19 protein-coding genes are annotated in these 24,657 nt (G+C 59.6%); 12 read left to right on the forward strand and 7 right to left on the reverse strand.

The window, feature by feature from the left end; all coding sequences use genetic code 11:
* Positions 1 to 9: 9 nt before the first annotated feature.
* Positions 10 to 2,157, reverse strand: coding sequence for a fatty acid oxidation complex subunit alpha FadB (gene fadB / locus AAFM31_RS00750; RefSeq protein ID WP_341705980.1), 2,148 nt, complete (start codon positions 2,155 to 2,157; stop codon positions 10 to 12).
* A gap of 518 nt (positions 2,158 to 2,675) precedes the next feature.
* On the opposite strand from fadB, the gene AAFM31_RS00755 reads away from it, so the two are divergent.
* Positions 2,676 to 3,113, forward strand: coding sequence for a universal stress protein (locus AAFM31_RS00755; RefSeq protein WP_341705981.1), 438 nt, complete (start codon positions 2,676 to 2,678; stop codon positions 3,111 to 3,113).
* Between the two features lie 64 nt (positions 3,114 to 3,177).
* Here AAFM31_RS00755 and AAFM31_RS00760 read toward each other — a convergent pair whose 3' ends face one another.
* Complete coding sequence (locus tag AAFM31_RS00760) at positions 3,178 to 5,100, reverse strand: ATP-binding cassette domain-containing protein (protein WP_341705982.1); 1,923 nt, start codon at positions 5,098 to 5,100, stop codon at positions 3,178 to 3,180.
* A 199-nt stretch (positions 5,101 to 5,299) separates the two neighbouring features.
* Here AAFM31_RS00760 and AAFM31_RS00765 point away from each other — a divergent pair, with 199 nt between their 5' ends.
* Complete coding sequence (locus AAFM31_RS00765; RefSeq protein WP_341705983.1) at positions 5,300 to 7,231, forward strand: transglycosylase SLT domain-containing protein; 1,932 nt, start codon at positions 5,300 to 5,302, stop codon at positions 7,229 to 7,231.
* 50 nt (positions 7,232 to 7,281) lie between these two features.
* Here the strand turns inward: AAFM31_RS00765 and AAFM31_RS00770 are convergent, their stop codons facing one another.
* Both AAFM31_RS00770 and nfuA read right to left on the reverse strand, forming a co-directional pair.
* Positions 7,282 to 8,214, reverse strand: a complete 933-nt coding sequence (locus tag AAFM31_RS00770) for a chemotaxis protein CheV (protein WP_341705984.1) — start codon at positions 8,212 to 8,214, stop codon at positions 7,282 to 7,284.
* 96 nt (positions 8,215 to 8,310) lie between these two features.
* On the reverse strand, positions 8,311 to 8,895 hold the full coding sequence (nfuA, locus tag AAFM31_RS00775) for a Fe-S biogenesis protein NfuA (protein ID WP_341705985.1): 585 nt from the start codon (positions 8,893 to 8,895) through the stop codon (positions 8,311 to 8,313).
* 128 nt (positions 8,896 to 9,023) lie between these two features.
* Between nfuA and metH the strand changes: the two genes are divergently transcribed.
* From metH to AAFM31_RS00800, 5 genes are all read left to right on the forward strand, one after another.
* Positions 9,024 to 12,755 (forward strand): methionine synthase, encoded by a 3,732-nt coding sequence (gene metH / locus AAFM31_RS00780; RefSeq protein WP_341705986.1) that lies wholly within the window; start codon positions 9,024 to 9,026, stop codon positions 12,753 to 12,755.
* A 4-nt stretch (positions 12,756 to 12,759) separates the two neighbouring features.
* Positions 12,760 to 14,094 (forward strand): MATE family efflux transporter, encoded by a 1,335-nt coding sequence (locus AAFM31_RS00785; protein ID WP_341705987.1) that lies wholly within the window; start codon positions 12,760 to 12,762, stop codon positions 14,092 to 14,094.
* 57 nt (positions 14,095 to 14,151) lie between these two features.
* Positions 14,152 to 14,382 (forward strand): DUF2970 domain-containing protein, encoded by a 231-nt coding sequence (locus AAFM31_RS00790; RefSeq protein WP_341705988.1) that lies wholly within the window; start codon positions 14,152 to 14,154, stop codon positions 14,380 to 14,382.
* Between the two features lie 338 nt (positions 14,383 to 14,720).
* The gene (locus AAFM31_RS00795) at positions 14,721 to 16,379 is read left to right on the forward strand and encodes a nitrite/sulfite reductase (RefSeq protein WP_341705989.1); all 1,659 of its coding nucleotides are present in this window, start codon (positions 14,721 to 14,723) and stop codon (positions 16,377 to 16,379) included.
* Positions 16,363 to 16,860, forward strand: a complete 498-nt coding sequence (locus tag AAFM31_RS00800) for a DUF934 domain-containing protein (protein ID WP_341705990.1) — start codon at positions 16,363 to 16,365, stop codon at positions 16,858 to 16,860. The genes AAFM31_RS00795 and AAFM31_RS00800 overlap by 17 nt, the downstream gene beginning before the upstream one ends.
* 63 nt (positions 16,861 to 16,923) lie before the next feature.
* On the opposite strand, the gene AAFM31_RS00805 is transcribed toward AAFM31_RS00800, so the two are convergent.
* Both AAFM31_RS00805 and sohB read right to left on the reverse strand, forming a co-directional pair.
* Entirely contained in the window at positions 16,924 to 17,910 is a 987-nt protein-coding gene (locus AAFM31_RS00805; protein WP_341705991.1) for a YhdH/YhfP family quinone oxidoreductase, read from the reverse strand.
* A gap of 8 nt (positions 17,911 to 17,918) precedes the next feature.
* Positions 17,919 to 18,944 (reverse strand): protease SohB, encoded by a 1,026-nt coding sequence (sohB, locus tag AAFM31_RS00810; protein ID WP_341705992.1) that lies wholly within the window; start codon positions 18,942 to 18,944, stop codon positions 17,919 to 17,921.
* Positions 18,945 to 19,114: 170 nt separating this feature from the next.
* Here sohB and AAFM31_RS00815 point away from each other — a divergent pair, with 170 nt between their 5' ends.
* The 5 genes from AAFM31_RS00815 (at position 19,115) to AAFM31_RS00835 (ending at position 23,927) form a co-directional block, all read left to right on the forward strand.
* Positions 19,115 to 19,819: a histidine phosphatase family protein gene (locus AAFM31_RS00815; protein WP_341705993.1), complete on the forward strand. Its 705-nt coding sequence runs from the start codon at positions 19,115 to 19,117 to the stop codon at positions 19,817 to 19,819.
* Positions 19,820 to 19,869: 50 nt separating this feature from the next.
* Positions 19,870 to 20,184 (forward strand): SCP2 sterol-binding domain-containing protein, encoded by a 315-nt coding sequence (locus AAFM31_RS00820; RefSeq protein ID WP_321347719.1) that lies wholly within the window; start codon positions 19,870 to 19,872, stop codon positions 20,182 to 20,184.
* Between the two features lie 225 nt (positions 20,185 to 20,409).
* A complete protein-coding gene (gene atzF / locus AAFM31_RS00825) occupies positions 20,410 to 22,212 on the forward strand; it encodes an allophanate hydrolase (protein ID WP_341705994.1) in 1,803 nt (600 codons plus the stop codon).
* Between the two features lie 13 nt (positions 22,213 to 22,225).
* Entirely contained in the window at positions 22,226 to 22,945 is a 720-nt protein-coding gene (locus tag AAFM31_RS00830; protein WP_341705995.1) for a GntR family transcriptional regulator, read from the forward strand.
* 214 nt (positions 22,946 to 23,159) lie between these two features.
* On the forward strand, positions 23,160 to 23,927 hold the full coding sequence (locus AAFM31_RS00835; RefSeq protein ID WP_341705996.1) for an SDR family oxidoreductase: 768 nt from the start codon (positions 23,160 to 23,162) through the stop codon (positions 23,925 to 23,927).
* A 61-nt stretch (positions 23,928 to 23,988) separates the two neighbouring features.
* Here the strand turns inward: AAFM31_RS00835 and AAFM31_RS00840 are convergent, their stop codons facing one another.
* On the reverse strand, positions 23,989 to 24,639 hold the full coding sequence (locus tag AAFM31_RS00840; RefSeq protein ID WP_341705997.1) for a hypothetical protein: 651 nt from the start codon (positions 24,637 to 24,639) through the stop codon (positions 23,989 to 23,991).
* Positions 24,640 to 24,657: the final 18 nt, after the last annotated feature.

Here is a 24,657-nt window from a genome sequence, read left to right on the forward strand (position 1 = left end):
GTTCCGCGGTTAACCGAAGAATTTCTGACCGTTCTTCGCCATTTCACGCAGCTTTTCAGTCGGTGCGTACATGGCGCCGAATTCGGCGTATTTGTCAGCGATGGCGACGAATTCCGCCACGCCGATGGTGTCGATGTAACGCAGGGCGCCACCACGGAAGGGCGGGAAGCCGATGCCGTAGATCAGACCCATATCTGCGTCAGCCGCGGACTCAACGATGCCGTCTTCCAGGCAGCGTACAGTTTCCAGACACAGCGGAACCATCATGATTTCGATGATTTCCTCGTCGGTCAGCTCGCGCTGCTCCAGAACCACTTCTTTCAGCAGTTCGTAAGCCTTCGCATCAACCACCTTCTTCGGCTTGCCCTTCTTGTCCATCTCGTAGGCGTAGAAGCCGCTACCGGTCTTCTGACCCAGGCGGCCAGCGTCATACATGACGTCGACAGCGGTGCGGGTCTTGTCAGCCATGCGATCCGGATAGCCTTCAGCCATGACGTCACGGCCGTGATGACCGGTGTCCATGCCGACAACGTCCATCAGGTAAGCCGGGCCCATCGGCCAGCCGAACTTTTCCATGACCTTGTCAACGCGCTGGAAGTCCGCGCCCATGCCGATCAGGCGAGCAAAGCCACCGAAGTACGGGAACAGAACACGGTTAACCAGGAAGCCGGGGCAGTCGTTGACGACAACCGGCGTCTTGCCCATTTTCTTGGCGTAAGCGACGGTAGTGGCAACAGCCTTGTCGCTGGACTTCGCACCACGGATAACCTCAACCAGCGGCATCATGTGTACCGGGTTGAAGAAGTGCATGCCGCAGAAGTTTTCCGGACGCTTGAGCGCCTCGGCCAGGTACGTGATGGAGATGGTCGAGGTGTTGGAGGTGAGGATGGTGTCTTCACCAACCTGGCCTTCAACCTCGGCCAGCACCGCGTGCTTGACCTTCGGGTTCTCGACAACCGCTTCAACCACCAGGTCAACTTCCTTGAAGTCGCCGTAAGACATGGTCGGACGGATAGCGTTCAGCGCCTTGGCCATTTGGTCGGGCTTCATGCGGCCCTTGGCAACGCGGCTGCCCAGCAGCTTGGACGCTTCGTCCAGACCCAGCTGAATGCCTTCCTCGCGGATATCCTTCATCAGGATCGGCGTGCCCTTAACCGCAGACTGGTAAGCGATACCGCCACCCATGATGCCTGCGCCAAGTACGGCAGCCAGCTTCACATCGCCAGCTTCCTTGTCGTACTTCTTGGCCTTGTGCTTGAGCACCTGGTCGTTCAGGAACAGACCTACAAGGCTGGCAGCAACCGAGGTCTTGGCCAGCTTGGCAAAACCGGCAGCTTCAATTTCCAGCGCCTTTTCGCGACCGTGGTTAGCCGCCTTCTGGATGGTCTTGATCGCTTCAACCGGTGCCGGGTAGTTCGGACCAGCCTGGCCAGCAACGAAACCTTTGGAGGTTTCAAACGCCATCATCTGCTCGATGGTGTTCAGCTTGACCTTTTCCAGCTTGGGCTGACGCTTGGCCTTGTAGTCCAGCTCGCCAGCGATGGCGCGCTTGATGACGTCGATAGCAGCGGCCTTGAGCTTGTCGTCAGCCACTACAGCATCGACAGCACCGATTTTCAGAGCCTTGTCTGCACGCTGCTCAGCACCGCCACAGATCCACTCGATGGCGTTGTCCACACCGATCAAACGCGGCAGACGCACGGTACCGCCGAAGCCCGGGTAGATACCCAGCTTGACTTCCGGCAGACCGATTTTTGCGCTTGCGGCCATGATGCGGAAGTCAGCAGCCAGACACATTTCCAGACCACCACCCAGCGCGATGCCGTTGATGGCAGCGACAGTGGGTACATTCAGATCTTCGAATGCATTGAAGATTTTGTTGGCTTCCAGGTTACCGGCAACCAGATCTTCTTCCGGCAGCTTGAACGTGCCTACGAATTCGGTGATATCGGCACCGACGATGAATACGTCCTTGCCGCTGGTGACAACAACACCGGTAACATCGGCATTGTTCTGGATGGCCTCTACCGCCGCCTGCAGCTCGGACAGAGTGGCGCTATTGAACTTGTTGACCGACTCGCCCTGCAGATCAAATCTGAGCTCGACGATGCCGTCTTCAAGGCCTTGAACCGTGATGGCTTTACCTTCGTAAATCATCAACTGATCTCCACGCTATGAAAAGCACATGAGAAACACCGGCCAGCCGCGTGCCTTTGCCGACACGTCAGCCCACCAGTGTCATGAACGATCCCGATAATCGGGTGATACGCTGAATCAAAAATTCATACGACCGTTTGATTCGGTGCGCACACCTTCTGTGAATTCGCCTCTATTGTCAATTGGGAGACGTGGCACAAGGCCAAACAAAACCACGCTAAAACCACGTAAAAATAGAACAAACACCTTAAAAAACAAACAGATAACAAAAACAGAAACACCCAACACAATGCGCCAACTTTATCAGTAGCACGCCCGAGAACGGCGCATTGAGTGAGCGCACGCACCACCGAAGAGCAGACAAATAAGCCCAGACAGGTGACTGTTAGCACCCTAGGATCAGCGCTATGCTTATTCACAAGACTTTGGCTGGCAGCCTGCAGGATAGAGCATAGAAACGGGCTGCACGCAGCTCTCCAAGACTGCTAGTATCGCTGCAAAAAAAGGAGAAAGAGCCAATGCTGTACAAACACGTGCTGGTAGCAGTAGACCTGATTGAAGAGTGTCGCGCTGTCGCCGACCACGCATTGCAGCTGGCCAATGCCCTGAACGCCAAGCTTTCCCTGCTGCATGTAGTGGAGCCACTGGCAATGGCCTACGGCGGAGACGTGCCGATGGACCTGTCCATGCTGCAACAGCAGCAGTTCGAACAGGCGAAAGAGCGGATGCAGCTGTTTGCTGCCGACTACGGCTTGCCGGAGGAGCAATTGCAGATCGCCTTCGGCCACCCCCGGCAGGAAATCCACCGAATCGCTACCGAGCAGGACTGCGACCTTATCGTCGTCGGCAGTCACGGCCGCCATGGTCTGGCTCTGTTACTGGGGTCCACTGCCAACGACGTACTGCACGGCGCACCCTGTGACGTCATTGCCGTTCGCCTTGGCAAGAAGAGCTGAGCTCCCTTCCCACCCAGACCACAGAGGGTGGGCCGAAGCTACGGCCCACCCTGTACTGCCCTGATTAACCGCCAGCCATATCCTCAAGCTCGGCCCAGCGCTCCATCGCCGCATCCAGCTCGGCCTGCTTGGCCTCAACCGCCGCCAGCACTGGCGCAGTAACCTCATGTGACTGCAGATAGAACTCAGGATCACCGACCTGCGCCTGCAAGGCATCCAGCTCGGCCTCCAGCTTTTCCAGCACGGCAGGCAGCCCATCCAGCTCACGCTGCAACTTGTAGCTGAGTTTGGTCTTGCCAGCTGCCGCCGGCGCCGCCGCAACCGGCTCGGGGGCAGACGCAGCAACTGGCGCGCTCTGCGGCTGTGCTTTCTCACCCCACTCCGCCAGCTGATCCACACTGCCGCCCTGGCGCAACCAGTCCGCATAACCACCAACGTACTCGCGCACCCGCCCTTGCCCTTCAAACACCAGGCTGCTGGTCACCACGTTGTCGAGAAACGCTCGGTCGTGGCTGACGATCAGCACAGTGCCATCGAACCCGGCGAGCACCTCTTCCAGCAACTCGAGCGTTTCCACATCAAGATCGTTGGTCGGCTCATCGAGCACCAGCATGTTGGCGGGCTTACTGAACAGACGCGCCAGCAACAGGCGTGCGCGCTCACCGCCAGACAATGCCTTTACCGGGGTTCGCGCCCGCTCCGCAGAGAACAGGAAGTCTCCCAGGTAACTGATGATGTGCCGACGATCGCCATTGATCTCGATAAAATCGCGCCCTTCGGAAATGTTGTCGATGACCGTCTTTTCCGGGTCCAACTGATCACGCAACTGGTCGAAGTAAGCGACTTCCAGCCGGGTACCACTATGAATCCGGCCACTGGTCGGCTGCAGCTGACCCAGCAGCAGCTTGAGCAGCGTGCTCTTACCCGAGCCGTTATTGCCAATCAGGCCGATGCGATCGCCACGAATCACGTTCAGCGACAGGTCACGCACCAGCGGCGACCGATCCGGCCACGCAAAATTGACGTTCTCCGCCTCGATAACCCGCTTACCTGACGCCTCGGCCGTTTCCAGCTGAAAGCTGGCTTTGCCCTGGCGCTCGACGCGTTGAGCACGCTCCTCACGCATGGCCTTGAGGGCACGTACACGGCCTTCATTACGGGTCCGACGGGCCTTGATGCCCTGGCGAATCCAGACCTCCTCCTGAGCAAGCTTCTTGTCGAACAACGCGTTGGCCGTAGCTTCAGCAGCCAGCTGCTGCTCCTTATGCTCAAGGAAACTGCGGTAATCGCCCTGCCAGTCGATCAACTGGCCACGGTCCAGCTCCAGAATCCGGGTCGCCAGTGCCTGCAGGAAGGCACGGTCGTGGGTAATAAACAGCACCGCACCACGGAACTCCAGCAGCACCGATTCCAGCCACGCAATGGTATGAATATCCAGGTGGTTGGTCGGCTCATCCAGCAGCAGCACATCAGGCTCGGCCACCAGCGCCTGCGCCAGCAGCACCCGGCGGCGCCAGCCGCCGGACAATTCAGACATCTGCTTGTCAGCCGGCAAGCCCAGACGGGTCAGCGTGGTATCAACCAACTGGTCCAGTCGCCAGCCGTCTTTGGCCTCCAACTGCACCTGAACCTTCTCAAGACGCGCCAGCTCGGCGTCACCCATCTCGCCGGTGATCAGGTGATGGTAATCGGCAAGCAGTTCACCCACGCCAGCCAAACCCGAGGCAACCACGTCGTAGACCGTCTTGTCATCAGCAGCAGGCAGTTCCTGCGGCAGCTGACCGATCTTCAGCCCCGGAGCAAACCAGATTTCCCCCTCGTCCGGCACCTGCTCACCAGTCACTAGGCGGAACAGGCTGGATTTGCCTGCGCCGTTGCGTCCAATCAAGCAGACCCGTTCGCCACGGTCGAGCTGAAAGCCGACCTTGTCGAGCAACGGATTGAGCCCGTAGGCCAGCGAAACATCGGAAAACGAGAGCAGCGGCATAAATCACCTGTTGGCTATCAAGCCGGACATTCTACCCTTTGCCGAGGCGCCCGATAACCGCTACACAGCAATTAACAAAAGCGCCCCTTTGCCGCCATCAACCAAACCGCTAAGCTGAGCAGACAGCTTTGTCGTCCGTCGCGTTCGCGACGAGCAGCTGACGTTCAACTGCACCACGCCGCCCTGCGGCAGGATCATCATGCGCATCCACATCCGTTCAGTAGTTTGCCGTACCCTCGTAGCCGCGTTATTGCTGCCGGCCCTTGCTCAAGCCAGCGGCCGCATCGAAAGCCAGCGACTGGCCTATGACCGCGCGCTCAGCAGCATCGAAAAACAGCAGTGGGACCAGTTCCGGCAACTGGAACCGGGCCTGCGTGACTACGTTCTTTACCCTTACGTACGCCAGGCCTACCTGAGCCAGACCTTCGCTACGGCCTCCGACAGCGACCTGGCCGACTTCGTCGACAAACACAGCGACCTGCCATTCGCCGCACGTCTGAAAGACCGCTGGCTGACCCGCCTGACAAGCGAAGGTAAGTGGAACCTGTTCGATCAGCACTACCTCGAAGCCGACCGCAACGCCAGCCAGGACTGTCGCCGCGCCATGCACCAGTGGGACCTTGGCGATCGCACCGGCGCGATGCAGCAGGCACAGGCGCTCTGGACCGTTGGCCGCTCCCAACCCAACGCCTGCGACCCACTGTTCGAGCGCTGGCGTGCCGCCGGGGGCCTGACCGACGAGATCGTCTGGCAGCGCATCCGGCTTGCCCTGCTGTACCGTCAGGACGCCCTTGCGCGCTACCTGGCCAAATTAGTGCAGCAGAACCAGGCCCTCGCAACCCTGTTTGTCGATACCGCCACCCAGCCAACCAAGCTGCGCGACACCGCTCGCTACCGCAACCTGCCGAGCAAGCAGATGACCGACATCGCCACCGTCGCGTTGCGCCGCATGGGTCGTGATGACGCCAGCGGAGCACTCGGTCTGTGGCCCGACTACAAGGACCTGCCCTACAGCGAAGAGGATCGTCTCGCGATCACCCGCGATATCGGCGTGCGCCTGGCCAAGAAGGTCGACCCCGCTGCCCTGCCCTTCATGGCTGCCAACGATCCCCAGATGAAGGATGACGAAGTCAGCGAGTGGCGCGTCCGTCTGGCGCTTCGCACCCGCCAGTGGGATACCGCGCGCCAGCTAACCCAGCAACTCCCAGCGTCGCTGGCGCAACAAAGCCGCTGGCAGTACTGGCGTCTGCGCAGCACCCAGCTATCGTCCAGCGCCGCCGGCGAACTGGTCAGCGAATACAAGTCGCTGGCACAGGAGCGGGATTTTTACGGCTTCCTCGCCGCCGAGCGTGCTCGCCAGCCTTACGCCCTGAATCACCAGCGCGCGAGCGTCGCCGACGATGTCATGCGCAGCGTGCAACAGGACCCGGGCATCTTGCGCGCTCGTGAGTTCCTCAACCGCAACGATGTCATCAGCGCACGCCGCGAGTGGTACCACGCCGGAGAGCGATTCAATCGCGAGCAATTGATTGCCCAGGCGGTGCTCGCCAACGAAATGGCCTGGTACTTCCCGGCCATCCGCGGCATCAGCCAGGCGCAATACTGGGACGATCTGGATATCCGCTTCCCGATGGCCTACCAGCAACCCATTCAGGATCAGGCCCGAGCGCGCCAGATAAACTCCACCTGGGTCTACGCCATCACGCGCCAGGAAAGCGCCTTTATGGCCGACGCCCGCTCCCATGCCGGCGCCATGGGCCTGATGCAGCTGATGCCAGCCACGGCGCGCGAGACCGCACGCCGCTACGCCATACCCTATTCTGGCAACGCGGACGCACTGATCCCTGAACGCAACATCGCGCTCGGCGCAGCCTACCTGTCAGGGCTGAGCCAGCAGTTCAGCGGCAACCGGGTACTGGCCTCTGCCGCCTACAACGCCGGCCCAGGACGAGTACGTCAATGGACTCGCGGCATGGGCAGCCTGCCGGCAGACGTCTGGATTGAGGCGATCCCGTTCGACGAGACCCGCAAGTACGTGCAAAGCGTACTGAGTTATGCCGTTATCTACGGCCAGAAACTCGGCATCCAGCAACCGGTCATGGAGCAGCATGAGCGCTATCTGGAGCCATAAAAAAGGCCTCTTGCCGCGCAGGCAAGAGGCCTTTTCATTTGAGCCAGCGATCAGGATTCCAAACGCTGCAGTCGGGTGCGTACGGTTTCCACCAACTGGTCGGGCTGAAACTTGGAAAGAAAGCCATCACAGCCAACCTTCTCAACCATCGCCTTGTTGAAGTTACCGGACAGCGACGTGTGCAAGACTACGTACAGGTCTTTCAGACGCGGATCCTGACGAATTTCAGTCGTCAGGCGATAGCCGTCCATCTCGGGCATCTCTGCGTCGGTGATCACCATCAGCAGCCGCTCATTAATATCTTCACCCGCGTCAGCCCACGCCTTGAGCATCTTCAAGGCTTTCAGGCCGTCGGTTGCGACATGCAGCTTGAGGTCCAACTGGGCCAGCGTGTCACGCACCTGATTAACCCCGGTAGGCGAATCGTCCACTACCAGCACCTCGCGCCCGCGGGCACGCTCGAGTAGCGGATCTTCCAACAACGCATCACTGACGCGGGTGTTGAACGGCACAATTTCGGCCAGCACCTTCTCTACATCAATGATTTCGACCAGCCGCATATTTTCCAGTCGTGTGATTGCCGTCAGGTAGTGCGCACGCCCCGCCCCGCGCGGCGGCGGCTGCACCGCATCCCAATTAAGATTCAGAATGCGATCAACTGTACGCACCAGAAAAGCCTGAACAGAGAGGTTGTACTCCGTGACGATAATGGTGCTGTCCGGCTCGACCTTTTGCGGTTGCAGGCCAATAGCACCAGACAAATCAATAACCGGAATGGTCTGACCGCGCAGATGAATCACGCCGACCACGTGCGGGTGGCGCTGCGGCATCTGCGTCAGAGCAGGTAACGTAAGAACTTCGCGAATCTTGAAGACGTTGAGGGCGAACAGCTGCGGACCGGCCAGCTGAAACAGCAATATTTCGAGCCGGTTCTCACCTACCAGGCGAGTTCGCTGATCGACCGTGTCCAGTACCCCTGCCATAACAAGCCTCGCCAAACCGTAAACTCAAGGACTGGCAGGATGCCAGCCCGGTTACGGCAGTATAGCGCCAGTCATGCCAGGAAGGACAAGGGCTTATCAGCAGTAGGCATTCTCGGTAACGCTATGGTCGGTAACGTCACGCACACCGTTGATTTCCGGAATCCGCGCAACCAGCGTTTTCTCAATACCTTCCTTCAGCGTGACATCGACCATGCCACAGCCCTGGCAACCGCCGCCAAACTGCAGAATGGCAATACCGCCTTCTACTACATCAACCAGCTTCACATCACCACCATGACTGGCCAGACCCGGATTGATCTCAGTCTGCAGCAGGTAGTTGATGCGGTCATTCAGCGGACTGTCGTCATTGACCATCGGAACCTTGGCGTTGGGCGCCTTGATAGTCAGCTGCCCACCCATGCGGTCGGTGGCAAAGTCGACCAACGCTTCTTCCAGAAACGGCTCGCTGACCGCATCGATGAATACCTTGAAAGAATCTAGCGCCAAGAGACGGTCTTCAGGCTTTTCTTCACCGGGCTTGCAGTAGGCAATGCAGGTCTCGGCGTACGGGGTGCCCGGCTGAGTGATAAACACCCGGATGCCTACGCCCTCGGTGTCCTGCTTGGACAGCAGATCGGCCAAATACTCTTCTGCTGCCTTGGTAAAGGTAATGCCTGCCATGAAATGCCTCTTGCTCAATGACCTGAGGGTGCAAGTGTAAGGGATGCGGCGACACGAATAAAGCCCTACCTTTTTGCTTGGTTATTATCCAGAGCCTACAGAGATTCTGCCGACAGGCACGCCGTGGTATGCTTGCCGGCTTTTCAGCGCCTCTTTTCGGAGTACCCATGTCTGACCGTAGCACCCGCCTGACCGCCCTGCGCGACGCACTGCAGCAGCGTATTCTGATCCTTGATGGCGGCATGGGAACCATGATCCAGAGCTACAAGCTGGAGGAAGCGGACTACCGTGGCGAGCGTTTTGCCGACTGGCCGAGCGACGTCAAGGGTAACAATGACCTGTTGTTGCTGAGCCAAGGCCCGGTCATCGCCGAGATCCAGAAAGCCTATCTGGACGCCGGTGCCGACATTCTGGAAACCAACACCTTCAACGCCACCCAGATTTCTCAGGCCGACTACGGTATGCAGGCACTGGCGTACGAACTGAACGTGGCCGGCGCCCGCATCGCCCGCCAGGTGTGCGATGCCAAAACGCTCGAAACACCTGACCGCCCACGCTTTGTTGCCGGCGTGCTTGGCCCGACCAGTCGTACCTGTTCGATTTCGCCCGACGTCAACGATCCCGGCTACCGCAATGTCACCTTTGACGAGCTGGTCGAGAACTACACCGAGGCCACACGCGGCCTGATCGAAGGCGGCGCCGACCTCATCCTGATCGAGACCATTTTCGATACGCTGAACGCCAAGGCCGCGATCTTTGCGGTTCAGCAAGTGTTTGAAGAAGACGGCGTCGAGTTGCCGATCATGATTTCCGGCACCATCACCGACGCCTCAGGCCGCACTCTTTCCGGTCAAACGACCGAAGCCTTCTGGAACTCGGTGCGCCACGCCAATCCAATTTCGGTTGGCCTGAACTGCGCACTCGGCGCCAAAGAGCTGCGCCCCTATCTGGAAGAGCTGTCGAACAAAGCCAATACCCACGTCTCCGCCCACCCCAACGCGGGCCTGCCGAACGAGTTTGGTGAGTACGATGAGTCCCCGGCGCAAATGGCTGCTGTGGTCGAAGAATTCGCCGCCGCAGGTTTTCTGAACATCATTGGCGGCTGCTGCGGCACCACGCCTGGCCATATTCAGGCAATTGCCGAGGCGGTCGCCAAGTATCCGCCGCGCACGATCCCCGAGATCCCGCGTGCCTGCCGCTTGTCAGGCCTGGAACCGTTCACCATCGACCGCAACTCCCTGTTCGTCAACGTCGGTGAACGCACCAACATTACCGGCAGCGCCAAGTTCGCCCGCCTGATCCGCGAAGAGAATTACGCCGAAGCACTGGAAGTGGCTCAGCAGCAGGTTGAGGCCGGCGCTCAGGTGATCGACATCAACATGGACGAGGGCATGCTCGACTCCAAGGCGGCGATGGTGCGGTTCCTGAACCTGATCGCCTCCGAGCCGGATATCTCCCGCGTACCGATCATGATCGACTCCTCCAAATGGGAGGTAATCGAAGCCGGTCTGAAGTGCATTCAGGGTAAGGGCATCGTCAATTCCATCTCGATGAAGGAAGGCGTTGAGCAGTTCAAGCATCACGCTCGTCTGTGCAAGCGCTATGGTGCCGCTGTCGTCGTCATGGCCTTTGACGAGCAAGGCCAGGCCGACACCGAGGCGCGCAAGAACGAAATCTGCCAGCGCAGCTACGACATCCTGGTCAACGAAGTCGGCTTCCCGCCGGAAGACATCATCTTTGACCCGAATATTTTCGCCGTTGCAACCGGCATCGAAGAGCACAACAACTACGCCGTTGACTTCATCAACGCCTGTGCCTACATCCGCGATAACCTGCCGTATGCGCTGAGCTCGGGCGGTGTATCCAACGTTTCGTTCTCGTTCCGCGGCAACAACCCGGTGCGCGAGGCTATCCACTCGGTCTTCCTCTATTACGCGATCCGCAACGGCCTGAGCATGGGTATCGTCAACGCGGGCCAGTTGGAGATCTACGACGAGATCCCGGCTGAACTGCGTGAGCGCGTCGAAGACGTTGTCCTCAACCGCAGCGACGAAGCTACCGAGGCCCTACTCGCCATCGCCGACCAGTTCAAGGGCGACGGCAGCGTCAAGGAAGCGGAAAACGAGGAATGGCGCAGCTGGCCGGTTGAGAAACGCCTTGAGCACGCACTGGTCAAGGGCATCACCACCTGGATCGTCGAAGATACCGAGCTCGCCCGCCAGGCCTGCACGCGCCCGATCGAGGTGATTGAGGGCCCGCTGATGGCTGGCATGAACGTGGTCGGCGACCTGTTCGGCTCCGGCAAAATGTTCCTGCCGCAGGTGGTCAAATCCGCCCGGGTGATGAAACAGGCGGTTGCCCATCTGATCCCCTTTATCGAAGAAGAGAAAGGCGACACCCCCGAAGCCAAGGGCAAGATCCTGATGGCCACGGTCAAAGGCGACGTACACGATATCGGCAAGAACATCGTCGGCGTGGTACTTGGCTGTAACGGCTACGACATTGTCGACCTGGGTGTAATGGTGCCGGCGGAGAAGATCCTGCAGACCGCCATTGATGAGAAGTGCGACATCATTGGTCTGTCCGGCCTGATCACCCCGTCGCTCGACGAGATGGTCCACGTTGCCCGCGAAATGCAGCGCCGCGACTTCCACCTGCCGCTGCTGATCGGTGGCGCCACTACGTCCAAGGCGCATACCGCGGTGAAAATCGAACCGCATTACCACAACGACGCGGTGGTCTACGTGACCGATGCTTCCCGTGCCGTCGGCGTCGCCACCTCGCTGCTCTCCAAGGAACTGAAGAGCGGCTATGTGCAGAAGGTACGTGAGGACTACGCTGTGGTACGCGAGCGCACCGCCAACCGCTCAGCTCGCACCGAGTACCTGACCTACCAGCAGGCGCTCGACAACCGCCTGCAACTCGACTGGAGCGATTACGTTCCGCCAGTACCCCGCGTACAAGGTGTCCAGCTACTGGACAACATCGATCTGCGCACGCTGGCTGAATACATCGACTGGACGCCGTTCTTTATCGCCTGGGATCTGGCCGGCAAATACCCGCGCATCCTGCAGGACGAAGTCGTCGGCGAAGCCGCCACCTCGCTGTTCAACGACGCTCAGGCGCTGCTGGAAAAAATCATCAGTGAGAAGCGTCTGACTGCTCGCGCACTGTTCGGCTTCTGGCCGGCAAATCAGGTGGATGGCGACGACATCCAATTGTGCGACGAGAACGGCTCCCCACTCGCCCGGCTACACCACCTGCGTCAGCAAAACATCAAGCCGGATGGCAAGCCCAACCTGTCGCTGGCCGACTTCGTCGCGCCCGACGATAGCGGCAAGACCGACTACGTCGGCGGCTTCATCACCACTGCTGGCATCGGTGCCGAGGAAATGGCCAAGGAGTACGAGGCCAAGGGTGACGACTACAACGCGATCATGGTTAAAGCGCTGGCCGACCGCCTGGCCGAAGCCTGCGCCGAGTGGCTGCACGAGCAGGTGCGCAAGGACTACTGGGGTTACGCCGATGACGAGCATCTGGCCAACGACGACCTGATCCGCGAGAAATACCGCGGCATTCGTCCTGCGCCGGGCTACCCGGCCTGCCCGGATCACACCGAGAAAGCCACGCTGTTCAAGCTGCTCGATCCGAAGCAGCAGTGCGGCGTGGACCTGACCGAGCACTTCGCCATGTACCCGGCAGCATCCGTCAGCGGCTGGTACTTCTCGCATCCGCAGAGCCAGTACTTCGCGGTGGGCAAGATCGGTCGCGATCAGGTTGAGTCTTACAGCCAGCGCAAGCAGCAAGAACAGGACGGCGTCGAGCGCTGGCTCGCTCCGAACCTGAACTACGACCGCTGAACTGATGGCCGTGCTGCCGGCGCGCGACCGGCTCAAGAGCATCGCCACCCTCGGCTTGCCGATCATGGGTGGCATGCTCAGCCAGAGCTTGCTGAACCTGATTGATGCCGCGATGGTCGGCAGCCTCGGCAGCGAAGCGCTGGCGGGCGTTGGCCTCGGCAGCTACGCCAACTTCATGGCCGTAGCACTAGTCATGGGGCTGGGGGCAGGAGTTCAGGCCATGGTTGCCCGCCGCAAGGGCGCGGGCGCGACCGGTGAGATTGCCGCACCACTGAACGAAGGCTTGCTCATCGCCCTGCTGCTGGCCATCCCGCTCACATTGTTCGGCTGGACACAGGCCGATGCAATCATCCGCTTTCTTGCCGACGATCCGGCAGTCGTGGAAGTCGGTACGGGTTATTTCCAGTGGCGTGTGCTGGCCATCGCCGCGGTTGGCGCCAACTTTGCCTTTCGCGGTTACTGGAATGGCACCCACAACTCCGGGCGCTATCTGCAGATCCTGGTGATCATGCATCTGGCCAACATCGGCATCAGCTACGGCCTAATCTTCGGCCGCTTGGGACTACCGGAAATGGGCGCAGAAGGTTCTGGCGCCGGCACCGCGATTGCCATGCTGATCGGCTCTGCACTCTACTTTGTCGCCACATGGCACAGCGGCCGCGAGCACGGATTCCTACGTGCCCGCCCGCGCTGGCGGGATATCCGCGCAATGCTTCGGCTGGCACTGCCGAACTCCCTGCAGCAGTTCTTTTTCGCCACCGGCATCACCACCCTGTTCTGGATCATCGCGCAGATTGGTACCGACGAACTGGCCATCGCCCACGTGCTGACCAACCTCGCGCTGTTTCTCATCCTTCCCGGTGTTGGCCTGGGCATGGCCGCAACCACGCTGGTCAGTCATAGCCTTGGCGAGAATGATCGCGAAGAAGCCTATCGCTGGGGTTGGGACGTGGTACGCGTGGCCGCATGCGCCTTGTTTCTACTCGGCGTGCCCTTCTGGCTGGCGCCGCACCTGATTTTGGGTATGTTCACGCCTGACGCGAATCTGATTGCGCTGGGCGAATGGCCGCTGCGCATCACCGGTCTCGGCATGAGCCTCGACGCTACCGCATTGGTACTGACCCAGGCACTCTTGGGCGCCGGCGCCAGTCGCACGGTCATGGGCGTCAACTTCGGGACCCAGTGGCTGCTGTTTTTACCCTGCGCCTATCTCATTGGCCCAGTCATGGGCGGCGGGCTACTGGCGGTCTGGCTACTGCAATCGGTAAATCGCTGCATTAACTCACTGATCTTCGCGATCATGTGGCGCCGCCGGCATTGGGCCAGAATCGACATCTGACCAGCGCAAATACCCTGAGACGACTATGCTGCTGTGGAAGGATGAATCGGAGGCGGCATGAGCGACCAGGAACAAAAACCGAGTAACGAGCAACCGATGCGACTGCGTGACACCCTGCAAAGCGTAGCCGCGGCAGCGCTTGGCGTGCAAAGCAATCGCGCCCGTGAGCGCGACTTCTCACGCGGCAAGCCCAGTCACTTCATCGCCCTAGGCATCGCCTTTACGCTGGTTTTCGTACTGGTGGTATTCGGTGTGGTGAAACTGGTACTGCACATGGCTGGCGTCTGAGTTACCACGCAGACTATTGGCCGCTCACCCAGAACACCGCCGCTACAACTACAATCATGATCAGTGCGATGGCGGCGATTGCGTCGAGAGAGGATTCGTTGCCCTGCAGTTGTTGATCAGCCATGGTAAGTGCCCCCTGATTATTGTTATGGTCACAGCAGTCAGTTAAGACCATTCCCAAAGCGCCCACAAGGCGACTTTTTATGTGCATTTTCAATCTAAAGATATAGATAAACATTCCTTTTGTGCATATTCAAAAACTGCTATTGTCTGCCCGCCCAAGCCTGAAGGGTCATGACTAGCGAAGGGCCGTCAGTGCCCGATGAACAGGTTTCTGTATGTATATCTACGACGAATATGATCAGCAGATCGTCGAGGACCGCGTAAGGCAGTTCCGCGATCAGACCCGCCGTTTTCTTGCCGGTGAATTGAGCGAAACAGAGTTCCTCCCCCTGCGTTTGCAGAATGGTCTCTACGTTCAGCGTTATGCCCCGATGCTGCGGGTCGCCATTCCCTACGGCCTGATCTCGGCCAGACAGGTACGCAAGTTGGCCTTTATCGCCCGCGAGTACGACAAGGGTTACGTCCACTTCAGCACCCGCCAGAATGTGCAGTTCAACTGGCCGGCGCTGGAAGATGTGCCGGACATTCTGGCCCATCTGGCCGAAGTCCAGATGCACGCCATCCAGACCAGCGGCAACTGTATCCGCAACACCACGACCGACCAGTTTGCCGGCGTTGCCGCAGATGAGCTGGTTGATCCGCGCCCGTGGTGCGAGATCATTCGTCAGTGGTCCACTTTCCACCCCGAATTTGCCTTCCTGCCGCGCAAGTTCAAGATCGCCGTTAACGGCGCCGAAGCGGACCGTGCCGCAATCGGCGTACATGACATCGGTCTGAACGTCGTCCGTAATGCCGAAGGCGAAATCGGCTTCCGCGTTCTGGTCGGTGGCGGCCTTGGCCGCACGCCGATGGTGGGCTCGCAGATCTGCGAATTCCTGCCGTGGCAGCACCTGCTGACCTACCTCGACGCCATCCTGCGTGTGTACAACCGCTATGGCCGTCGTGACAACAAGTACAAGGCGCGTATCAAGATTCTGGTCAAGGCGCTGACACCTGAAGTGTTTGCCGAGAAGGTTAACGCCGAATGGGCGCACACCAAAGATGGCCCGGCTACCCTGACCCAGCAGGAGCTGGATCGTGTTGCCGGTCACTTCTCCGCGCCTGCCTACGAGCAATTCAGCGGTGACGACGCCGACTACCTGGCCAAGCGTGAAGCCGAAAAAGGCTTCAACAACTGGGCCATGCGTAATGTTCAGGCGCACAAGGTGCCGGGCTACGCTGCCGTCACCCTGTCGCTGAAGCCGACCGCGGTTGCTCCTGGCGATGCCGACGATAAGCAACTCGAAGCCATTGCCGACTTGGCCGACCAGTTCAGCTTCGGCGAGCTGCGCGTTACCCACCAGCAGAACCTGGTGCTGGCTGACGTACGCCAGAGCGACCTGTACGATCTGTGGCAAGCCTGCCGCAAGCACGGCTTCGCGACGCCGAACATCGGCCTGCTGACCGACATCATCTGCTGCCCCGGCGGCGATTTCTGTGCCCTGGCCAACGCCAAGTCGATTCCGATCGCCGAAGCCATCCAGCGCACCTTTGATGATCTCGACTACTTGCACGACATCGGCGACCTGGACCTGAACATCTCCGGCTGCATGAACGCCTGCGGTCACCACCACGTTGGCCACATCGGCGTGCTGGGTGTCGACAAGAAAGGTCAGGAGTTCTATCAGGTCTCCCTCGGCGGCAACAGCGGCCGTGATGCCAGCATCGGCCAGATCCTCGGCCCGTCTTTCTCCGCTGAAGACATGCCCAGTGTGATGACCAAGGTGATCGATGTGTACATCGAGAACCGCACCCCCGAAGAACAGTTCCTCGATACCTTCAAGCGTATCGGCATGGCACCTTTCAAGGAGCGCGTGTATGCAGCGGCTAATTAAAAACGGTGAAGTGATCAACGACAGTTGGCACCTGCTCGACAAGGACGCCACGCTCGACGGCCTGCCTAACAGCGACAGCATCATCGTCCCGCTGGCCCTGTGGCTGGAACACAGCCACGCGCTGAAGGCGCGTGACGGTGGTCTGGGCGTATGGCTGGACAGCGATGAAGAGGTGGAAAGCATCGCCGGCGATCTGGACCAGTTTCAGGTCATCGCGCTGAACTTCCCGGTCTTCAGCGACGGCCGCAACTATTCCAACGCCCGCCTGCTGCGTGATCGCTACCAGTACAAAGGCGAGGTTCGTGCAATCGGCGACGTGCTGCGTGACCAGCTGTTCTTCATGCAGCGCTGCGGTTTTGACGCCTACGCCCTGCGTGCCGACCGCAATGCCGAGGACGCACTGGAAAGTCTGAAAGACTTCTCCAACTGCTATCAGGCAGCGACCGACCAGCCACTACCGCTGTTCCGCCGCCGCGCTTGAGACGCAAATAAAAAAACCGGGGCAATGCCCCGGTTTTTTTATGTCTACAGCAAACCACGCTGATCAATCGAGATTGACGACGACTCGACCAACCATCTTGCCAGCCAGAATGCGCTCAATCTCAGCCGGCAACTGATCCAGCGTGACCTCGCGCTCGAGGTTATGCAGATCGGTTTTCCACTGCAGTGACAACCGATCCCACATCGACGCCTTCACCACCAGCGGCAGCTCAACGGAGTCAACTCCCAGCAGGTTCACGTTACGCAGGATGAACGGGAAAACACTGGCAGCAAAACCGCCGCCAGCGGTCATGCCACAGGTCGCCACACTGGCGCCGTAACGCAGAGACTTGACCACATTGAACAGAATATCGCCGCCGACGGTATCAACCGCACCGGCCCACTGCTCCTTCAGCAGCATCTTCTCGACACCCGCCGCCAGCGCTGCGCGATCAACAATCTGACTGGCACCCAAGCCTTTGAGCATTTCAGCCTGATCCGCCTTGCCGGTCGACGCAGCCACTTCATAGCCCAGGCTTGCCAAGATCGCCACTGCAATGCTGCCCACGCCGCCCGTCGCACCCGTGACCAGCACCGGCCCCTGGTCCGGCGTCAGGCCCGCCTGTTCCAGTTTGTCGATGCACAGCGCCGCCGTCAGACCGGCAGTACCCAACACCATGCTGTCGCGCAGGGACAGCCCTTCCGGGCGCTTGATGACCCAGCCGGCAGGTACCCGAATGTACTGACCAAAGCCGCCCGCCGTATTCATGCCCAAGTCATACCCGGTGACGATGACTTCATCACCGACCGCCAACTCAGGTACCGAACTGGCTTCAACGACACCCGCAGCGTCGATACCGGGCGTGTGCGGGAAGTTACGCGTCACACCCTTATTGCCGCTGGCGGAAAGCGCATCCTTGTAGTTCAGCGAGGAGTAGCGCACACGAATGAGCACTTCCCCGGCAGGCAACTCGTCCACGTGCCGTTGCTTGATCTCGGTGACGTAACGACCGTCCTGCTCCGACACCACCAGCGCCTTGAATTCAGACATATCCACTCCTACCAGAAACGTTGATTGTTGAAGCGCGACACCCAGGTCAGCAACAGTCGATCTGCTGCCTGAGCCAGCCCGCCGGACAAGCGGTCCTGCAGGCGCTTGCGCTGCTCAAACTGCACCTCAAATACATCAGCCTGTTTGACTCGTTCACACAGATACTGGTCGCTGGTCTTGATCTCGTCGGCGAGGCCACGCTCCAGCGCCTCGCTGCCGAACCAGACCTCGCCTGTGGCAACCGCTTCGATATCAAGGCTCGGGCGATAACGTGAGACAAACTGCTTAAACAGGCCGTGAATGTTCTCTAGGTCATCCTGAAACTTCTCTCGCGCCTTGTCACTGTTCTCGCCAAATACAGTCAGTGTGCGCTTGTACTCGCCCGCCGTCAGCATTTCAAAATCGATATCGTGTTTTTTCAGCAAACGATTGAAGTTGGGCAACTGAGCAACTACGCCGATAGAACCAAGCATGGCAAATGGCGCGGCAAGTACCCGGTCGGCGATACAAGCCATCATGTACCCACCACTGGCCGCGACCTTGTCGACCGAAATGGTCAGAGGGATTCCCGCCTCACGCACCCGAACCAGCTGCGAAGAGGCCAGTCCGTAGGCGTGCACCATGCCTCCGCCGCTTTCCAGACGAACCACAACCTCATCCTGAGGACGGGCCAGCTCAAGAACAGCAGTCACCTCATGGCGCAGGTTTTCAAGCGCACTGGCCTTGATGTCACCATGAAAGTTGAGCACATAGACTCGACCTTGCTCATCCAGATCCGCTTCTTTGCCACGTGCCTTCGCCTGCTGCTTCAGCGCCTTCTGCTGTGCCTTGCGCGCGCTCTTGCTCAGCACCATCTGACTGAGCTGCTCCTGCATACGCTGCAGCCGATCATTCAGCCGGGTAACGCTCAGAGTGCCCTCAGCACGCTTTCCACGAGCCTTGCCGGCAGCGATCATCGCCAGGATCAAGACCACCACCACCAAAACGGTCAGGGCCTTGGCGAGAAAATAGACATACTGATCAAACCATTCCACAGTGCTCTCCAGTCTCTGTGCTATACGCTCTGAAGAGCAAGCATACAGGATCACAAAGGCACCGGTGCAGGCGTCTCAGGCAAAATTCAAACGCTCGTATGATTTTTGGTTGACAGCTTCGCGAGCTTGCCCCTAACCTCCGTATACAAATCATTACAAGGCGGCAGATTGTGGGCAGTATCTACCTGATCAGGCACGGACAGGCTTCGCTTGGCGCAGCAAACTATGACGTCCTCTCTCCGCTTGGCATCCGTCAATCCCAACTCTGTGGCGAGCACTTCAAGCAATTGGGAATGCAGTTTGACAGCGCCTACGCTGGCACCCTGCAGCGCCAAGTCGACACCGGTCGCCACGCGCTGGATGCAATGAACCAAGCCAACCTGTCGATCCAGAATGATCCGGCGTTCAACGAGTACCATTCCGATCAGGTTGTTGAGAGCTATCTACCGCAGGTGCTGGAAGCCATTCCCGAGGCAGAGCATTACCTCAAGAACGCAGGCCAGTACCGCAAAGAGTTTCAACGCGTATTCAGCCACGCCGTTACGCTGTGGATCACCGACACCCATGAGCGCAGCGACTGCCCCTCTTGGCAAAGCTACGTTGACCAGGTCGCAGGTGGCCTACGCCGCGTTATCAGCGCCAATAGCGGCAGCGGCCAGAATGTCGCCATATTCGCCTCGGGCGGCACCATCACCGCCGCCCTGCAACTGATCACGAACATGCCAGCCACCAGCGCGTTCGAACTGAACTGGCAGATCGTGAATACCTCTGTAAGCCGACTGCAGTATCGCGCAGACAAGCTGAGCCTGGCGTCCTTCAACAGCCGGGCCCATCTTGAGATCCATCAGCAACCCGAATGGATCAGCTTCAGATGATTCGCAACGCGCATACCGCGCCTTGCTCTTAACCACCAAAGGAACCACCGATGACTACCGTTGCAGAAATCACCAGCCAAATGGAATCCAAGTTCAACTCAGCCGCTGCAGCCGGTCTGGATCTGGTATTCCAGTTCAACATCACTGACGACGAAAACTTCAACGTCACCGTCAAGGATGGCACCTGCGCGCTGGCTCAGGGCGAAGCAGCCGATCCGAACGTTACCCTGATCATGGACAAGGAAACCCTGGTTGGCGTCATGACCGGTGAAACCGACGGCATGCAGGCCTTCATGGGCGGCAAGCTGCGCGCCGAAGGCGACATGATGCTGGCTCTCAAGCTGGGCGAACTGTTCCCGGCCTGATGCGTCTGGAGGCAGGCAGGTCGCCGCTTTCTGGCACCTGCCTCTCTCTGCACCACAATCGCTCCCTACGCCAAAGTCCTGCACCAGCGCTCCGCATCCTTTGCCATCCCCCTCACACAAAAAGCCCAAGAATAAAACATAAGCATCTGTTTTAATTAACATTTTTAAAACAGGCACGGCGCTTGCTCAAATAATACCAACTTGTATCCAAGATGGTATTCAGACATGACGCAACACACTCTCGGCTTCACCCTCTCCGACTGGCAACAGGCCTACCGCGAAGAAAAGTTGTCTCCCACAATGCTGCTGAGCAGCCTGCGCAGCGAATTGGCAAGCGACGATAACGCCTGGATCAGCCTCGCCAGCGAAACCCAGCTAGCCTCCCAACTGGCTGACCTCGATGACCTGCTTGCCAAGGCCGAGGGTAAGCTTGAGTCACTGCCGCTGTATGGCATCCCGTTCGCGATCAAGGACAACATCGACGCTCAGGGCTGGAACACCACGGCGGCCTGCCCAGCCTTTGCTCACGAAGCTGAAGCCGACGCCACGGTCGTATCACGCCTTCGCGCCGCGGGCGCGATTCTGTTCGGCAAGACCAACCTGGATCAGTTTGCGACCGGCTTGGTCGGAACGCGCTCCCCTTACGGCGCTGTCAGCAACAGTTTTAACGCCGAATACGTTAGTGGAGGTTCCAGCTCAGGGTCGGCCAGCGTGGTCGCGCGCGGCCTGGTGCCCTTTGCGCTAGGCACCGACACCGCAGGCTCTGGCCGCGTGCCGGCTGGCTTCAACAATATCGTCGGCCTGAAACCCACCCGTGGCTGGCTCTCCAACACCGGCCTGGTGCCGGCTTGCAGAACACTGGATTGCATTTCTGTATTTGCCCTGACCGTCGCTGACGCCGAAACAGTGGCGAATGTGGCCGGCGGCTTCGACCCCAGCGACGCCTACAGCCGGGCCAATCCTTGTACCGCACCGGTCGGCTTGCCAGCCAAGCCCAAACTTGCAGTCCCTGCAAACCCTGAGTTTTTCGGCGACACGCAGATGCAGGCGGCCTATGAGGCAGCACTCGAGAAGTGGCGCGCGTTTGGTGCAGATCTGGTTGAGATCGACTTCGCCCCCTTTGCTGAATTAGCAGCGCAGCTGTATCAGGGATCCTGGGTAGCGGAACGCACCGTGGCTGTTGGCGACATGGACCCGGACAAGATGGACCCGGTCGTACGAGGGATTGTCGAAGGTGGCCACAAGTACAGCGCCTGCGATGCCTACACCGCCGAGTACACGCGCGCCGAACTGTCCCGCCGGATCAACCTGATCCTCGCTCAATTCGACGCTCTGCTGGTACCGACCTCCCCGACCATTCGCCGCCTCGAAGAAATGGCTGAGGAGCCGGTGCTCTATAACAGCCAGTTTGGTACCTACACCAATTTCACCAATCTGGCAGACCTCAGCGCTCTGGCCGTACCCGCAGGGTTCCGCGAAGACGGCCTGCCTGCCGGCGTTACGCTGATCGCCCCCGCGTGGCATGATCACGCACTTGCCGAGTTGGGCAAACGCTGGCAGCAGGCCCAGGCGCTACCGCTGGGCGCAACAAAGAAACCCTGTCCAGCGCAAACCCAGAACGCACAGGCACCAGGTAGCGTGCGCGTTGCGGTTGTTGGTGCACACCTGACCGGCATGCCTTTGAACTTCCAGCTGACTACACGGGATGCCGTGCTGGTCGAGCAGACCCTGACCTGTTCTGACTATCGCCTCTACGCCCTACCCGGCACCGTTCCACCCAAACCCGGTCTCGCGCGCGTTGAGCAGGACGGAGCACAGATCATTGTTGAGCTCTGGGACATCCCACTGGCTCGCTTTGGCGAATTCGTCGCCGAAATCCCGGCACCGCTCGGCATTGGTAATCTGGAGCTGGCCGACGGCCGCTGGGTGAAAGGATTTATCTGCGAACCGGCCGCGCTGGCGAGTGCCAGAGACATCACCAGCTTCGGTGGTTGGCGCGCGTTCATCGCCAGCCTCAGCGCAGCCTGATCGGAGCGACAACGTGCAGCTCGGCACACCAACGAAAGCACAGGCTCGGCGGGAGAACCTCGCCGAGCGCATTCACGCACAACTCAAGGAGGACATCCTGTCCTTCCGCTTGCTGCCGGGTGATCGTTTCTCGGAGGGCGAGATCGCCGAGCGCATGCAGGCAAGCCGCACGCCCGTGCGCCAAGCACTCTACCAGCTGGAACGTGAAGGCTACCTGGAGGTTCGCTTTCGCAGCGGCTGGCAAGTTCGAGGCTTCGACTTCACGCAGTTCGAAGAACTCTACGAACTGCGTATCGTGCTGGAGATGGAGGCCGTACGCCGCCTCTGCTCCACCACTATCAGTGCAGCCGCCAGCAGCACGCTAGCGGAACTGCAGAGCATCTGGGCTGTTCCGTACGAACAGCGCGTCAGCGACGGCAGCGAGGTATTCATGCTGGACGAGCGCTTCCACTGCCAGCTGGTCGAAGCGGCCGGCAACCGCGAGATGGCCCGTCTGCATGCTGATATCTGCGAACGCATACGCTTGATACGCAAGCTGGACTTTGAACGAGCAGAGCGACTCGAGAAAACCTACGAAGAGCACGCCCTCATCTTGCAACAGATCAGCGAGGGCAAGCTGGATGAAGCCCAACGCCTGCTGCTTGAGCACATCGAAGCCAGCAAGTCTGAAGTCCGCAAGGTGACGCTGCATATGTTGCAGCAAGCCCGCCAACAAGCGCTGCGCGCGCCGTAAACGCACTTTGTCCGCCTTGCTGCCGCCACCCCATTGATCAAGACAATGGGCGGCCAACACCGCCCCTGATTCATCCCTCCTTTCCTTGTTCGCACCCTGCCACTGCATTAGATTAGGCGGTCACGCCGTGTCGCAGAGAGCTCTGCCCACAGCAGCTGACCGGCACCCACTGACAGCCTCATGACCCGGGGCAGCAAGACAACAAGGATCCATCATGCAAAAGACCCAACTGTTCGACCTGGACGGCAAAGTTGCCCTGGTAACCGGCGCTAGCCGCGGTATCGGCGAGGCCATCGCCAAGCTGCTGGCTCAGCAAGGCGCACACGTGATCATCTCCAGCCGCAAGATCGACGACTGCCAGGCCGTTGCCGACGCCATCGTCGCGGCTGGCGGCAAAGCCTCTGCACTGGCTTGCCACATTGGTGACATGGATCAGATCGTTGCAACCGTTGCGGCCATCCGCGAGCAATTCGGCAAGCTGGACATCCTGGTCAACAACGCTGCAGCCAACCCCTACTTCGGCAACGTGCTGGACACCGACCTGGGCGCGTTCCAGAAGACGGTAGACGTCAACATCCGCGGCTACTTCTTCATGTCGGTTGAAGCCGGCAAACTGATGCGCGAAAACGGCGGCGGCAACATCCTCAACGTTGCCTCGGTCAACGGCGTGGTCCCCGGCCAGCTGCAAGGCATCTACTCGATCACCAAGGCCGCGGTCATCAACATGACCAAGGTTTTCGCCAAGGAAACCGCCCAGTTCGGCATCCGCTGCAACGCTCTGCTGCCAGGTCTGACCGACACCAAGTTCGCCTCGGCGCTGACCACCAACGACGCCATCCTCAAGCCTGCCCTGGAGCGCATTCCGCTGGCACGTGCAGCGGACCCGTCCGAGATGGCCGGCACCGTGCTGTATCTGGTCAGTGATGCTTCCAGCTACACCACCGGCGCAGCCCTGAACGTTGATGGAGGCATGCTCGCCTGATCATTCAGTACCAATAAAAAAGGCTGCCCAAGGGCAGCCTTTTTTTGTTATCGCAACAAGCTCACTTAAAGCGCTTCATCGCCGCCTTCGCCTGAGCGTTCAGCGGCTCCGGCGTCAATCCAGTCGGGCCAATATCGAGCGAGAAACGAGCCCCGTCAACCAAAGGCACGAAGCGCACTTCAAAGGCATCAGCCTGGATCAGGGAATGACCGCCCAGACGATCCGTCCAGACCCAAAGGTCGCGCCATGCTGGCGTCGGGTTGAGATTGGCAGCCAACACACTGCTGGCATCACGCTGCTGCTCCAGAGCGAGATAGCGGCCCACCAGACGATGCAGACGATAGCCGTCCTCAAGCCCAATCACCGAGGTCAAACCCTGCCAGCGCAGCACCTGTACCTCAAGCTCCCACAAGTCACCAGCCAGCGACACCCTCTGCTCGCCTTCAGGCCCGGCGATCACCGCTTCATACTGCTGCGGCGCCGTCTGCGTGAAGGTCAGCGTACCCGCAGTGCTCTTGCTCTCAATTACCCGGAAGTGCTGGACATCCCAGGCAGCCAGACCAACAACTGCCGCCAGCGCCAGCAAGGCCAGCAGCAGATTGCCGCGTAACCAGCCGCCCAGCCAGTTCAAGCGCCACCCCTGACTCAGCGCCAGCAACACCAAAAACCCAGCAACAACAGCAGCAATCAGGGCCAGTCCTAAGAATTGCATAGTGGCTCCTCGCCGAAA

This window comes from Halopseudomonas sp., assembly GCF_038130085.1.
Taxonomy (GTDB): domain Bacteria; phylum Pseudomonadota; class Gammaproteobacteria; order Pseudomonadales; family Pseudomonadaceae; genus Halopseudomonas.